Source organism: Rhodococcus sp. P3_B8 (genome assembly GCF_056402775.1).
On sequence record NZ_JBFUGT010000008.1, the window covers coordinates 112,226 to 127,066 of the forward strand.

9 protein-coding genes are annotated in these 14,841 nt (G+C 67.1%); 3 read left to right on the forward strand and 6 right to left on the reverse strand.

All coding sequences use genetic code 11. The features are described from left to right. Positions 1 to 63 precede the first annotated feature (63 nt). A complete protein-coding gene (locus AC1D1G_RS05775) occupies positions 64 to 2,286 on the reverse strand; it encodes a thiamine pyrophosphate-dependent enzyme (RefSeq protein WP_477951478.1) in 2,223 nt (740 codons plus the stop codon). A 314-nt stretch (positions 2,287 to 2,600) separates the two neighbouring features. Here AC1D1G_RS05775 and solA point away from each other — a divergent pair, with 314 nt between their 5' ends. Then, positions 2,601 to 3,737, forward strand: coding sequence for an N-methyl-L-tryptophan oxidase (solA, locus tag AC1D1G_RS05780; RefSeq protein WP_283351025.1), 1,137 nt, complete (start codon positions 2,601 to 2,603; stop codon positions 3,735 to 3,737). A 62-nt stretch (positions 3,738 to 3,799) separates the two neighbouring features. On the opposite strand, the gene AC1D1G_RS05785 is transcribed toward solA, so the two are convergent. From AC1D1G_RS05785 to AC1D1G_RS05800, 4 genes are all read right to left on the reverse strand, one after another. Further along, positions 3,800 to 4,987: an NAD(P)/FAD-dependent oxidoreductase gene (locus AC1D1G_RS05785; protein ID WP_477951479.1), complete on the reverse strand. Its 1,188-nt coding sequence runs from the start codon at positions 4,985 to 4,987 to the stop codon at positions 3,800 to 3,802. Positions 4,988 to 5,142: 155 nt separating this feature from the next. Then, the gene (locus AC1D1G_RS05790) at positions 5,143 to 5,556 is read right to left on the reverse strand and encodes a heme-binding protein (RefSeq protein WP_283351023.1); all 414 of its coding nucleotides are present in this window, start codon (positions 5,554 to 5,556) and stop codon (positions 5,143 to 5,145) included. Positions 5,557 to 5,591: 35 nt separating this feature from the next. Next, entirely contained in the window at positions 5,592 to 6,506 is a 915-nt protein-coding gene (gene kdgD / locus AC1D1G_RS05795; protein ID WP_164060816.1) for a 5-dehydro-4-deoxyglucarate dehydratase, read from the reverse strand. Positions 6,507 to 6,695: 189 nt separating this feature from the next. After that, complete coding sequence (locus tag AC1D1G_RS05800; RefSeq protein ID WP_477951480.1) at positions 6,696 to 9,035, reverse strand: transketolase-like TK C-terminal-containing protein; 2,340 nt, start codon at positions 9,033 to 9,035, stop codon at positions 6,696 to 6,698. A 335-nt stretch (positions 9,036 to 9,370) separates the two neighbouring features. Here AC1D1G_RS05800 and AC1D1G_RS05805 point away from each other — a divergent pair, with 335 nt between their 5' ends. After that, the gene (locus AC1D1G_RS05805; protein ID WP_477951481.1) at positions 9,371 to 10,453 is read left to right on the forward strand and encodes a M48 family metallopeptidase; all 1,083 of its coding nucleotides are present in this window, start codon (positions 9,371 to 9,373) and stop codon (positions 10,451 to 10,453) included. Positions 10,454 to 10,504: 51 nt separating this feature from the next. Here AC1D1G_RS05805 and AC1D1G_RS05810 read toward each other — a convergent pair whose 3' ends face one another. Further along, positions 10,505 to 12,877: an arylsulfatase gene (locus AC1D1G_RS05810; protein ID WP_477951482.1), complete on the reverse strand. Its 2,373-nt coding sequence runs from the start codon at positions 12,875 to 12,877 to the stop codon at positions 10,505 to 10,507. A 346-nt stretch (positions 12,878 to 13,223) separates the two neighbouring features. Between AC1D1G_RS05810 and AC1D1G_RS05815 the strand changes: the two genes are divergently transcribed. After that, positions 13,224 to 14,828: an ABC transporter substrate-binding protein gene (locus tag AC1D1G_RS05815; RefSeq protein ID WP_317569391.1), complete on the forward strand. Its 1,605-nt coding sequence runs from the start codon at positions 13,224 to 13,226 to the stop codon at positions 14,826 to 14,828. Positions 14,829 to 14,841 lie beyond the last annotated feature (13 nt).

A 14,841-nucleotide genomic window follows, 5' to 3' on the forward strand; every position in this document is an offset into this window, starting at 1 on the left:
GGCAATGGCGGAGGGGATACCGGTTGACGTTGCCGTCATAGCGAAGCGCGAGGGATGCGGATGTTACCGGCTCACGAGTTTGACCGCCGCGGCCTCGATGGTCTCCTCGGAGAGCAGGACCTCGAGGGCGGCGTCACCGAGGGGGATGAAACTGTCGTCGCTCGTGACGCGTGCCAGCGGCCCGGTGAAGCCGTCGTCGATCAACGCCGTCACCACACCTTCCGACACTCCCCCCGACTTGCGGGTCTCGTCGACGATCAGCACCCGGCCGGCGGCGTTCGCCTCCCGGACGATGTCGTGCACGGGCAGCGGTGCGAGCCACCGCATGTCCACCACACGCGCGGCGATGTTCGCCCGTTCGAGACGGCGCGCGACCCGCAGACTCATGTACACACCGTTGCCGAACGTGACGATCGTCAGGTCSGTGCCGTCACCGTACGTGCGGGCRGAGCCGATCGGCACATGGTTCTCGGTCCGCTTYGCCGGATCCGGATACGSKGCCAGCCACYGMTCGTCACCGTTCTCGTGCAAATCTCTGGTGTGGTACAGCGCAATSGGTTCCAGATACACACACAAAGCGCCCGCGGTCCGCGCGGCCGCCGCGCACGTGTGCATCATGGCCGCGGCGTCGTCGGGGCGCGCCGGGGAGGCCACCACGATTCCGGGGATGTCRCGCAGCGCGGCGACGGCGTTGTCGTTGTGGAAATGCCCRCCGAACCCCTTCTGATACCCGTACCCGGCAACCCGCACCACCATCGGRTTGCGGTAYTGGCGGTCGGAGAAGAACTGCAACGTCGCGCCCTCCCCGCGGATCTGGTCGGCGGCATTGTGCAGGTAGGCCAGGTACTGGATCTCCGGGATCGGCAGCAGTCCAGACACCCCCGCTCCCAGCGCGAGTCCCAGGATCGCCTGCTCGTCGAGGAGCGTGTCGAACACCCGCGCGGACCCGGCCTTCTTCATCAGACCCCGGGTCACCCCGTACACCCCGCCCTTGCGGGCGACGTCCTCACCGAACACCAGCGACTCGGGGTAGCGGGCCAGCACGTCGAGCAGTGCGCGGTTGATCGCGAGAGCGACAGTGAGCGGACCTTCCTCCTCGGGAAGCGGGGACCCGACGAACTGCGCGCGACGGTCCGGGTCGACGCGCTCCGGCGCGGCCGCGGCGGCCTGCTCGGCACTGTCGGTGAGTGGCTTCATCACCGCCGCGGGACTGTCCAGTTGAGGTAGTTCGCCGACCTGCTCGGCCAGTTCGAGGACCTCGGCGCGCTTGTTCTCGTAGCGGTCGAGGATGTCGGTGGGGCTCAGGCGGCCGCGCTCGATCAGCAGTTTCGCGGTGCACAGCACCGGATCCCGGTCGAAGTCTGCGGTGATCTCCGCAGATGGCCGGTACGCGGCCTCGACATCGGAGCCGGCATGACCCATCAACCGGACAGTACGCAGGTGCAGAAACGCGGGCTTCCGGTGCCTGCGGACCCAGTCGGCGGCATCTCTCGCCGTCGCGTATGCCGCCGGCAGGTCGGAGCCGTCCGCCTCGAAGTACTCGAGGCCCGCCCGGTCACCGAAGTTCGCGGCGATCCACCCCTTCGGAGTCCTGGTGCTGATCCCGATCCCGTTGTCCTCGCACACCAGCAGCAGTGGCAACGGCAACCCCTGGTAGGCGGCGTGCACCGCGGTATTGATGGCACCGACGGCGGTGGAATGGTTCGCCGACGCATCCCCGAAGCTGCAGACGGCGACCGCGTCGGCCGGCCACGGTGAGGGCACATGCACCTTCTCCGACCGGGCGATGGAGAAGGCGACACCGACAGCGCGTGGGAGATGCGAAGCGATGGTGGAGGTTTGGGGAATGATGTTGAGGTCGTGACGGCCGAACACCTTGTGCCTACCACCCGAGATCGGTTCCTCCGTCGCCGCCACGAGTCCGAGGAGGACGTCGCGCAGCGGATCACTGCCGTCCACCTGCTGCGCCCGCGCCAGGAAGAAAGCACCGGAACGGTAGTGCAGCAGAGCGGGATCGGTGGGTCGCAGCGCGGCCGCGACTGCGGCGTTGCCCTCGTGCCCGGACGAGCCGATCGTGTAGAAACCCTTCCCCCGCGACCGCAACCAGCGGGCCGCCAGATCGAGATGCCTGCTGCCGACCTGGGCGTCGAAGAGGTCCAGAGCGCCCTGCACCGACAACGGGGACGGCGGCTGGACCGGATCCTCCGGACCGACGCCGGGGCGGCTCTCCCCGGGAACCAGCCCCGACACGACAGAGGTGAAGTAGTCGTCGATCTGTTCGGCCATTCCTAGATCATCCTGTGGCGCCGACCAGCGGGCAAGAGTCGCAGGATCAGAGTCTCGATCCCTCACCGTAAGGTCGACTGTTCCTCACGCCGGGCCGTGACCGTCACCATGACGARTACTGGGGTCACATCTGTCCCGGCGGGCGCTTCGCCTCCGGCTCCGGTGTTCGATCACATGACGTTCGGCGACACCGGTGTGGAGTGACAGGATGGCAACATGTCTGGGTCCGACTCCGCAGACCGACTGCACATTCGAGAGGCCGCTGTGATCATGAACAATTCCCCCGCTGGTGAATACACGCTGGTGCGCAGTCGATGACCACGACGAGGACCGGTGTCGCCGTGATAGGTACCGGCACGATGGGCTCCGCAATCATGTGGAGACTGTCGGAGCGAGGTATTCCTGCAGTCGGTCTCGAGCAATTCACTCCCGGGCACGATCGTGGCTCCGGGCACGGCGAGTCGCGCATCTTCAGAACCGCATACCATGAGGATCCCGCGTATGTCCCGATGCTCCGGGCCGCACTCCGAGGATGGCGGGAACTCGGTGAGCAAACCGGCGAACCCGTCTTGACGATGACCGGGGGCCTCAGTATCGGCCCCTCGAGCGGCGTGATTGTGGGTGGCTCCCTCGAAGCAGCCAGGGTGCATGACCTCACCCAGGAGATTCTCGACCCGGCCGAGTTCGGTACCCGGTTTCCTACACAGAGGTTGCGTGGGGGAGATACGGCCATCTGGGAGAAGGATGCCGGCGTGATCAGGCCGGAGTTGGCGATCACCGGTGCAGCGCGCCGTGCGAGCGAACTGGGCGCCTCTGTACGTCCCGAGAGCCGCGTCCTGGGGATCGAGGACGGTCCCAGAAACACGGTGCTCGTGCGGCTCGACCACGAGGTCATTCGAGCCGACCACGTCGTGGTCGCGGCAGGCGCCTGGATTCCCGGCCTTCTCCCAGCCGCCCATCTCCCCTTGACTGTGGAGCGCAAGATCCTCGCATGGTTCCCGGCCGAAGATCCCACGCAGTTCGGGCCCGACCGGTTCCCGGTATTCCTGCGGGACAGCCCGGAGGGTACGTGGTACGGCTTCCCCACCATGGACGGCAAGACGGTCAAGATCGCGCTCCATCTCGGCGGGCGCGAGACCGACCCTGACGAGCTGGATCGGGTGGTCCATGACGAAGACACCGCCCCGTTGCGGGACCTCGTTCGTCATTACCTGCCTGGATTGAGTTCGCACCCCGTGCGGGCCGCGGTGTGTATGTACACGAACACACCCGACGGGCACTTCATCATCGGAAATCCACCCGCCTACAGGAACGTGACGGTCGTGTCCGCGTGCTCTGGTCACGGTTTCAAATTTGCACCGGTGATCGGAGAGATCGCCGCCGATCTCAGTTGCGGATCGACCCCGGAATTCCCCTTGGAGTTGTTCGACGTCAACCGATTCTCTGATTGACACAACGGGGATCCGGCGTCCGCGCCGTCGTGATCGAGGGCCGTGGTCCCTCGACTCGCCGGCTAGGTCGAGAAGTACACCGGTGGTGCTGTCGAGTCCAGGGCCAGTGCCACAGCCGCACGGGCAGCGACGGGCCCCACCAGGTTTCCCGTCCCGTTGTACCCACCGATGGCGATGACGCCGGGAAGAACCTCGGAGCAGAGGGGACGGCCGTCGGTGGTGTAACTCACGGACGCACCCCATCTCCGGACGACGTCGACGGGCTTGCCCGCCATACGTTCCGCTACTCGTTCGATGTAGCCCTGGACGTCCGGAGTGGGTGACGTGTCGAATGTCCACTCGGTGTCGACGAAACGGTCTCGCCCGCCCCCGACGAATAGGCGCCCATCCTTCGCTTGCTGGGCGTAGTCGTATCCCCAGCGTCCGTACACAGGGCACGGCAGGCGTTCGGGCAGCCCCGGCGCCGTCCCGAGCATTTGCAGGCGTGCCGTCCGGACCCGCCCCTGCAAATCCGGGAGGACCTGTTCGAGTTTGCCGTCCACCGCGACAATGACGACGGGCGCACTGACCGAACCGTGTTCTGTTGTCACCCTTCCACTCTCCACTGCGGTGACAGGCGAGTGCTCGTACAGGCCGGCCCGTCCCCGAAGGAGAGACGCCAGCCCCAGAGCTCGACGAGAGGGGTTCATGGCCGCGTCGTCGGGCAGAAACAGACCGCGCCCGAGCTCGCCGTCGTATTCTTCGACAGCGATGTCGTGCTCACGCAACACCGCTGCCAGTGCTGCGCAATCCGCGAGTTCCACCACACGGTCGGCGGCCTCGGCGTCGTCGACAGGTTCGCCGGGCAATCCGGCGAGGCGAATGGAGCCCGTCCGTGCGATGACCTCCGGACCCAGCATCTCGGCAAGCCGGTCCAACTCGAGCAGGGTTGCGCGATAGAGATCGACCGACGACGTCCCCCAGGTCGTGAGGGACGAGTGGAGGAACGTCGCCGGGCCGCCCAGGAGGAAGCCGCCGTTGCGCCCCGCCGCGCCGGCCGCGACCCGCCCGGCGTCGACGCCGACAACCTGCAGCCCACGTTCGACCAGGGCGCCGATCGCCGCGAGACCCGACCCGCCGAGGCCGACGACACACACGTCGGCCGTGACGTTCTGTTCCAACACCGGAAGACCGTTCCACGACGCGACCACCGGATCGTCGTCCCAGGCGCTCACCGAATTCCACTGGGTGTCGGATCGAAAATTCATCATCGCATTCCCTATCCTTCAGCTCGCGACGTTCCGATGTCCGAGGAAGTTGACGCCTTGCGCGAAGCCACGACCGGGCAAGTCTATGCGGCATTGCGGGCGACGAGATAGTCACAGACGACTTTCCAGCGGGGCAACGGTCGCTGTCGGGGCCGGTGTCACGAAATGTTGCGGCGGTGTCGCTCGTCGAACCGGTGGATCTCGTCGATGACGGTCTCGACGATGTGCGGCCCGGCACCACCGACAGAGGTTGCGACCGCGAGTATGCCTACCGCACTAGGTTTGTCGGCCGGGTGAGGTGTCCACGCGGGGACCATCCCGCAGTCGACCGTCACGCCGGGCGCCGGCCCTACCCCGTGCCCGTCAGTCGTTCCCGACATTCGCCGGGCGGTGCCGAGCGCAGTGCGGGTCGCGGAGTCCAGCAGTTCCGCGGCGGCGCCGTCGGTCCGGGAGCAGCACATCAGATTTCCGGCGTCGTCGGCAACGCTGACGGCGACGGCGGCGTCGAGTGTCGCGGCATGGCGCCGGACCAGATCGAGGGCGAGTTGCGCACGCGCTGCGGTGAGTGTCATGGCGTTCTCCGATGATCGATCGCGGATTGTGCGGCTCAGCTCACCTTCTTGATCAGGTCGGCGAGCTCGGCCAGTTCGACGGCATCGAGGTCGGTCAAAGGCGCGCGCACCGGGCCTGCCGGTCGGTCGATCGCCGTCATGCCGGCCTTGATGATGCTGACCGCGTAACCCTGTTTCTTGTTGCGCAGGTTGCAGTACGGGATCACGAACTCGTTGAGTGCGTTGATGACGAATGCGTTGTCTCCGCTGCGGAGCGCGTTGTAGAAGTCGAGCGCGAACTTCGGAACGAAGTTGTAGATGGCCGAGGAGTACGTGGTGACACCCAGCGCGAGATACGGCAATGCGAACATCTCGGCGGTGGGCAGTCCGCCGACGTAGGTCAGCCGGTCACCGAGACTCGCGTAGATGCGGGTCATCTGCTCGATGTTGCCGACCCCGTCCTTGAACCCGACCAGGTTCGGGCAGCTGTCCGCGAGCTCCGCGACAGCGGCCTCGGTGTAGACGGCGTTGGCGCGACTGTAGATCGTCACCCCGAGAGTGGTTGCGGCACAAACCTCTTTGACGTGGGCGACGAGTCCGTCCTGGCTCGCCTCCGTGAGATACGGGGGCAGCAGCAGGATGCCGTGCGCGCCGACGCTCTCCGCCGACCGGGCCATCTGCACGGCCGTGGCGGTGCCGTAGCCGGCGGGCGCGATCACCGGGAGACCGTCGGGTGCCTCCTGCACCGCTGCCCGGACCACCTGCTCCACCTCGGGCGGGGTGAGCGAGAAGAACTCGCCCGTGCCACCTGCGGCGAACAACCCGGAGGCGTCGAATTGCCCGAGCCAGCCGATGTTCTCGCGGTACGCGGCCTCGTCGAACGAGTGGTCCTCCGTGAAGTGGGTGACCGGGAACGACAACAGACCGGAGCCGAGCTTGTGAGCGATCTCGTGGGGGGACGCAGTGGCCATGGGTTTCGTTCTCCTCGTTCGCAATCGCGCCGCCGTCGGTGCGCGCTGTGTCCACAAGGCTAGGAGCGCCAACCATTCAAGTCCAACACTAGTTATGGATCTTCTGATACCCAAAAGGTATCGCCGGTGCCGTCTGCGCCGAACGAACGGGACGCTCGTTCGATCTGACGCGACGAGCGTCCCGTTCGTTCAGGAGAGGTCGAGGGCGGCGCGGACGATGCTGTCGGTGTCGATGCCGTGGTAGCGGTACACGTCGTCGAGGGAACCGACCTGCCCGAACTTGCTGACCCCGAGCGCCGCACCGGGAACGTGGTTGATCCCGGTCAGGAATGCGAGGGTGTGCGGGTGCCCGTCGAGGACGGTCACCATCGGCGCCGCCCGGCCGGCGGGGAACACCTGATCGAGGATCCACGACGGGCCGTCGGCGAGGCCGCGGCGCGCCTGCACCGCCTCGAACAACAACCCGGGACTGGTCACGCACACGACGTCGGCGGCAATCCCCTGCTCGGCCAACCGGTCCGCGGCCGCGAGGGTTTCGGTGATCATCGCGCCCATCCCGACCAGCGTGACCGCCGGCTTGTCGCTGTGCCGGAGGGTGTACGCGCCGGCGACCACCTGACGGCGGCGACGCTCCCGGGCGGCGGGATCGGTGGGGACGGCGGCGAGGGTCTGATCGACCGGGCGGGTCGAGAGCCGCAGATACGACGAGGAGCCGTCCGGGCGGCCCAGGCGGGAGATGCTGTCGAGCAGCGTCCACTCGACGTCGATCGCGAACGCCGGCTCGTAACTCACACACCCGGGCTGCTCGAGGCCGATCGACGGGGTCTTGATCGACTGATGCGCCCCACCCTCCGCCGCGAGGGTCACCCCGGACGGGGTGCCGACCAGGATCGACTGCCCACCCGCATAGATGCCGTACGACCAGGGTTCGAGGGCGCGTTCGACGAACGGGTCGTACATCACCCCGATCGGGAACAGCGGCTGCCCCCAGCGACTCCAGGTGGCACCGAGCTCACCCATCAGGCCGACCAGATTCGTCTCGGCGATGCCGAGTTCCATGTGCTGCCCGGTGGGCTTCTCCCGCCAGTGCATGATCGTCTCGGCGTCGTCGTCGAACCAGTTGCGGCGCTCGTTCGGCGACCACACCCCCACCTTGTTCAGCCACCCCGCCAGATTCGTGGTCGAGGAGACGTCGGGGCTGACGGTGACCACCCGTTTCGCAGCGTCGGGGGCCTCCCGGGACAGGTCCAGCAGCGCCCGGCCCAAGGCGGCCTGCGTCGTGGACGTCCCCGACGGGGTGCGGCCGATATCGGCCGGGACCGCGGGCGGGGTTGCCGGTTCGACGGGGTTCCGCCGCAACCTGTCCGCAGTCGCCGCGCACACCTGGCCCGCCGCACTGTCGGCGTCGAACCTAGCCCACGGTTTCGCCGGGTCCATGCCCAGTTCCGCGGCGAGCTGTTCGTACTGCTCGACGGTCAGCAGCGACGAGTGATTCTGCGGATGCCCCTGCGTCGGCAGGCCGCGACCCTTGATCGTGTAGGCGATGATCACCGTCGGGCGGGTGTCGTCGATCTGCGCGTACGCGGCGCGCAGGGCGTCGAGGTCGTGACCGCCGAGGTTCCGGATCGCGTTGAGGAGGGTGTCGTCGTCGAGGCCGGCGATCAGCGACGCTATCGCGGCGGCGTCCGGGCCGTCGCCGGGCAGCCGCACCCGCACCTGCTCGGCGTCGCACCGCAGCAGCCGCTGGTACTCCGGGTTGGGCATGTCCAGGATCCGGGTCCGCAGCGCCGCACCGCCCGCCCGGGTGAACAGCGACTCGAGCAGGGTCCCGAATTTCACGGTGATCACCTGCCATCCGGCGGCGGAGAACATGGCCTCGAGCCGGCCCGCGGCGATGTTCGGCACCACCCGGTCCAGGGACTGCCGGTTCAGGTCGACGATCCACACGATCTCCCCGAGTTCGGACACGGACGTGTCGAGGATCGCCTCCCACACCGCGCCCTCGTCCAACTCGGCGTCACCGACGAGCGAGTACTGGCGGCCCGTGCCCGCAGAACCGATCTGGGTGTTCACGTAGCGGCGGGCGATGGCACCCCAGATCGGGGCCGTCGCGCCGATGCCGACCGACCCGGTCGAATAGTCCACCGGATCAGGATCTTTCGACCGGCTCGGGTACGACTGGAGGCCACCGAACTCCCGCAGCGTCGTCAGATACTTCTCGTCCAGCTCACCGAGCAGGTAGTTGATGCCGTGCAGCACCGGCGAGGCATGGGGTTTCACCGACACCCGATCCCTCGGCCGGAGCTGCTCGAACCACAACGACGTCATGATCGACACCATCGACGCGCACGACGCCTGATGCCCACCCACCTTCAACCCCGTCGGATTCGGGCGAACCCGGTTGGCGTGGTGGATCATCGACGTCGCCAACCAGAGCACGCGCTTCTCGATCTCCACGAGCGCTTCCGGAGTGGTCGCGCGCGGGCTGAGCTGCGCCGGGTGGTCGTCGATCGTGCGGGCGTCGTTCATCGTTTCGTCCTTGCCTGTGAGTTCCTGGCACCGAATCCGATCCTCCTCGGCCCAGTTCGTGAGCGAGGCGGATCGGCGGTGACGGGCAGGCGGACCTGTGGGAACCGACCTCACCGCATCTTCGAGGTCTCGTGTGCAGATCTCGCACAACAGTCGACCATCGGAACGCACTTTGAGCAATACCGAGCGTCGCATTTGAGCATCCTGCGCATGTTCGGAGCAGCCGCCGTGGTCGGCGGTTGGCAAACTGCCCAGCACGACCGCCGCCGCTACCCTCCGGCGCTACCCTGACCGGGAGGGCTCTGCACCGCGCACACCGACCCAGGGGGGAAAGCTTGACCACCACACCAGACCGCGTTCGCACGGCGTTCCCGGACATCAGCTCGCGTGCGTGGGAGCACCCGGCGGATCGCGCGGCGCTCGTCACCCTGCGCACCTTGAAGGGGTTCGACACAGTCTTCCGAACCATCTCGGGTCTGTTGCAGGAGCGCCAGCACCGGCTGATGTACCTGGCCACGTCCGTGCGCGTCGACGAACGGCAGTTCAGTGATCTCCACGACCTCCGCAGCGACTGCGTGCACATTCTCGGCGCCGACGAGACACCCGAGCTGTTCGTGCTGCAGACCCCGGTCGTGAATGCCTTCACCATCGGCATGGACCGGCCGTTCATCGTGGTCACCACCGGACTGCTCGACGTGATGAATTACGAGGAGCAGCGGTTCATCATCGGCCACGAGCTCGGGCACGCGCTGTCCGGGCACGCGGTGTATCGCACGATCCTCATACATCTGATGCGCTTGGCCGGGACCATCGGCTGGATCCCGATCGGCGGGTGGGCGCTGCGCGCGATCATCGCCGCCCTCATGGAGTGGCAGCGCAAATCGGAACTGTCCGGCGACCGTGCCGGTTTGCTGTGCGGGCAGGACGTCCACACCGCCCTCCGCGTTCAGTTGAAGCTGGCAGGCGGCTCTCGGGTGAGCGAAATCGACACCGACGCCTTCCTGGCCCAGGCCGCGGAGTACGACGCCAGCGGCGACCTGCGCGACGGCGTGCTCAAACTCCTCAACATCGAACTGCTCACCCATCCGTTCTCGGTGCTGCGCGCCGCCGAGCTGAAGAAGTGGGTGGACAGCGGCGCCTACGCGGCGATACTCCGCGGGGAGTACCCGCGCCGCGGCGAGGACGACGACGCCAAGATCAGCGAGGAATTCCGCAAGGCCGCGAAATCGTACAAACAGAATTTCGACACCTCGAACGACCCGCTGATCCGCATGCTCCGTGAGATCGGCAGCGGACTGGGCACCACCGTGGACGCCGTCGGCAACGGCGTCGGCGACGTCGCGGCGGACATCAAGGAGCGCTTCACCCACTGGCGCAGAAATTCCGACGGCAAGAAGGATTCCGACGGCGACAGCTGACCGGTAACCCAGCGGAGGTCGGGCGCGTTCTCGCGCGCCCGACCCCTTCGGTCAGTCGGCCATGGCCTCGGCCAGCTCCTCGACCTCCTGGATGACCGGTTCAGGCACCCGCACGGGCCCGGGGGTGTAAGTGACCGACCGCAGCCTGCCGGTGAATCGGAACGTTCCGCGGCGTTCACGCAGATCCCACACGACGGGTCCGCGGGCGTCGACGCCCACCGAGATCCCGGTCCACGGCGCCATGCCGACCAGCTGGAACTGGTCATCGAGGGTGGCCACATCGGTGGTGACCCCGGCCGAGTCGGTGAGGGTGACGGTGAAGTTCCACCGGACGGATTCGGTGGCGTCCGCCCGCACCTGCACGCCCACCACATCCGCACCGAGGGGCGCGGAGGTGTGCGCGACGCGGCCGTAGCTGTTGACCGAGAACACGATCCGGCCGTCCTCGACGTAGAGCACGTATCCGCCGTGCGGGTCACCGTGCGCGACGAGGACACCTTCGTCGCCCGCGGCGATCGGGTGGGTGGCGACGTCGATGGTGAAGTCGCGGTACTGGATCAGCACACTGGACCGATAGCGTTCCAGCGTCGGCGTGCCCGCGAGGATCTTCACCGGCTCCGCGAGGCGACGCTCGTCGGGTCGCCGCTGCACGGCCTTGCGGTCGTTGAGGATCGGGAACACGGTGTTGTGCCACGCCGCCCGATCCCACGCCTCGGCGAGTTCGCGGACCTTCTCGGGGAAGAGATGCGCGACGTCCGTGGTTTCGGCGGGGTCGGATTCGACGTCGAACAGTTGCCATTGTGGATCGTCGACCCGGGTCGGATCCGTGTGCAGCGACAGCAGTTTCCAGCCGTCCCGGTAGAACCCGCGGTGACCACCGAACTCGGCGTACTGCTCCGTGTGCGGGGTGGGCTGCGCGGCGTCACGCAGAACGTCGGCGATGCTGACACCGTCACGCTCCTGGGCGGGAAGCCCGTTCCGGTGGCTCGGAGTTTCGAGTCCAGCGAGATCCAGGAGCGTCGGCGTGATGTCGGTGACGTACGAGTACTGCTTGCGCAGTCCGGTGTCGCCGTCGGCACGCCCGAGACCGGCCGGCCAGGACAGCAGGAACGGCACCCGGACACCACCGGCGAACGTCTGGCCCTTGTAGAACCGGAACGGGGTATTCGACGCCTGCCCCCAGCCGCGCGGGTAGTGGACGCCGATCTTCTCCGAGCCGATCAGTTCCTCGTCGTGCGGAACGTCGCGCACCCAGTCCGACGGGACCGGTCCGTGCACGAATTGGCTGAAGTACGAACGCGTTCCCGCCGCGCCGCCCTCGGCGGTGCCACCGTTGTCGGACGTGAACACGATGATGGTGTTGTCGGTCTCGCCGAGTTCGTCGAGGGTGTCGAGCACCCGCCCCACGCTCTGGTCGATGCTGTCGACCATCGCGGCGTAGACCTCCTGGTACCGGGCGAACCGCAGCTGCTCCTCTTCGGTGAGCTCGTCCCACGGCGGCGCGTCGTAGCCGGGTTCGGTGTTGCGTTCGGCCATCTGGGTGCCGGGCGGGAAGAAGCCTGCCTCGAGCTGCGCGTCGAAGCGGCTGCGTCGCACTGCGTCCCAGCCCTCGGTGTAGCGGCCGCGGTACTTGGCCAGGTCTTCGGGCTTGGCCTGGTGCGGTCCGTGCATCGCGATGTGCGAGAAGTACAGGAAGAACGGCTTGTCGGCGTCGTGGGCGCGCAGGCTCTTGATCCGCGAGACGGCCTTGTCCGTGATGTCATCGGTGACGTAGTAGTCCGACGGATACTCCTCGACGTCGACCACGGAGTTGTCCGAAATCAGCTCGTTCGGGTAGTAGAACGAATTCAACCCCTCGAGCGAGCCGTAGTAGCTGTCGAATCCACGCTGCAGGGGCCAGGAGTCACGGGTGCGGCCCGGTGCGAGGTTGGTGTCGCGCGCGAGATGCCACTTGCCGACCGCGTGCGTGGCATACCCGTTCGCGCGCAGAATCTCGGCGAGGCTGAGCGCGTCGTCGGCGAGTTCCATGCGCAGTCCGGGGAAGCCGGGATCGAAGTTGGCCACGCTGCCGTAGCCGGCGCGGTGCGGGTTCAGGCCGGTGAGCAGCGCCGCGCGAGCCGGTGAGCAGACCGAGGTGGTGTGATAGTTCGACAGCCGGTAGCCGCTGTCGGCGAGCCGGTTCAGGTTGGGGGTGTCGATCTCGGAGCCGAACGGTCCGATGTCCGAGTAGCCCATGTCGTCGATGAGGATGACCACGATGTTCGGCGCACCGGCGGGGGCTTTCGTCTCCGGCGCCCACCACGGCGTCGACTCCGCACTCGTCCGCCCGATATGTCCGCCGAATCCGTCGTACCCTCGCGCTCCCGAAGGGAGCTGCTGTCCCCCGAAACCCTGCCCGTCTCCGCTGGTTGCCGAATCCGTCACAATCACAATCCCTTTCACTAGCCGAGGCGTGTTTCCCCACAGAATCGGAGAAATATTTCCCCGTGCAATCCGGGAAATCCTACGGTCGCCCAAGAGCCCGTCGAGTAGTTAGAATCATGCAGATTTCAACCACTGATCGAACTTGGTCGGGCCTCCGAGCCGGTGCTAGCTTCGATCCCGTGGGTACCCCGACCAGCTGCGACCGCGCCTCCATGCGGTGTCGCTGCCGTAGCTGAACGTCCCCTCACGCCTCTCGTCATCCGGACAACTCGATCCGGGGTGTTCACGGGTTCCGCGTCTCTCCTGCCCTTTCCACTTCCCTTCGGGTGACCCTTAGGACACAGCCATGTCTTCTCGTTTCCGCACGTCGACCACGCACCCGCGACGGGGCCTTGTCGTGTCGGCGGTTGTCGCTGCCCTCGTGATGCTGGTCACCGGGTGCACCTCGGCGGTCGGCCTGCAGCGGTCAGGTACGGAATCGGTGCTCCAGCAGGGAGAGGACGTGCCCACGGGCGGGACGGCGCGGATCGGTGTCGGTGCCGACCTCATCCCCGCGACGTTCCTGTCGCTGGGCAACAACCCCACCAACGGCGGAGTCTCGGCCAACGTCTTCGACACTCTGGTCCAGTACCCGCACGGCAGTCTCGAGCCCGAACCCCGGCTGGCCACCTCGTGGCAGCTGTCGGACGACGGACGTCGACTGGAGTTGGCGCTGCGTGACGACGTCCGCTTCCACAACGGCAAGGAATTCACCTCGAGGGACGTCGAATTCACGTTGCGGACCTACACGGATCCCAGTTGGAACGCGCAGTTCCGGCGGACCGCGGCGGCGATCACCGCGTTCGACACCAGCGACCCGCACCGCATCGTGCTCACCCTGTCGCAGCCGACCGGGAATATCTTCGATCTCCTGGCGGTCGCGCCCATCCTCGACGGCGACACGGTCGACGGACTGAAGGAGGGGCGGGTGTTCAACGGCACCGGACCGTTCACGTTCTTCTCCTGGCAGCCGAAGGTCTCACTGTCGCTGGCCCGCAACCCCGACTACTGGGGTGATCCGCCCCACCTGGACGGCGTGACGTTCGCCGTCGTCTCCGACGATCAGGCGCTGGTGACCAAATTGCGGACCGGCCAGATCGACGCCGCCTACGATCTGCCCTCCCTCGACGCCGAACTCGCCGTCTCCCGGGGCGGGTTCCGCTCCCACGTACTGGAGGGCGCCGAGTCCGACCAGTACATCGGGATCAACGTCTCCGCACCGCCACTGAACGACCTGCGGGTCCGGCAGGCGATCGCGTACGCGATCGACCGGGACCGCATCCTCACCGACGTCTACCGCGGCAAGGGTTACGCGTCCAGCCTGCCGTGGCCGCGGACCTCGCCCGCCTACGACGAACAGACCGCTAACACCTACGGCCGGGACGAGGAACGGGCGCGCGCACTCGTCGCCGAGATCGGTGACGTCCCGACCATCCCGCTGAACTACCCCGCCGACCGCACCTCCCGGATCATCGCGGAGATCATCCAGGCGAACCTTCGCGACGTGGGCATCGACGTCGACCTGATCCCCACCGACGCAGCCCAGATGACCAGTCTGCTGGTGGCCGGCCAGTTCCCGGGTTTGTGGGTCACCCAGCACGGGTTCGCGCAGATGACCCCGTCCACCCTGGCCGTGGCGGCCTTCCCGTTCAACGCGGTGAAGAACGCCTCCAACTTCCTCGACCCGGAGTACCAGGCGCATGCGGTGGCGGCCTGGCAGCAGCAGGACCCCACGTCACCCGCGGCGATCGACGCCTACCGCGCGCTGAACGCGGACCTGCTGGAGTCGCTGTTCCTGGTGGAGATCGGGGTGGTGCAGACCGAGGTCGTGGTGTCCACCGACCTCGGCGGATTCGACTGGTCCCGCACCAACGATCCGCGCTTCGATTCCACGTACCTGCTGCGCACCTGATCCGACGACCGCC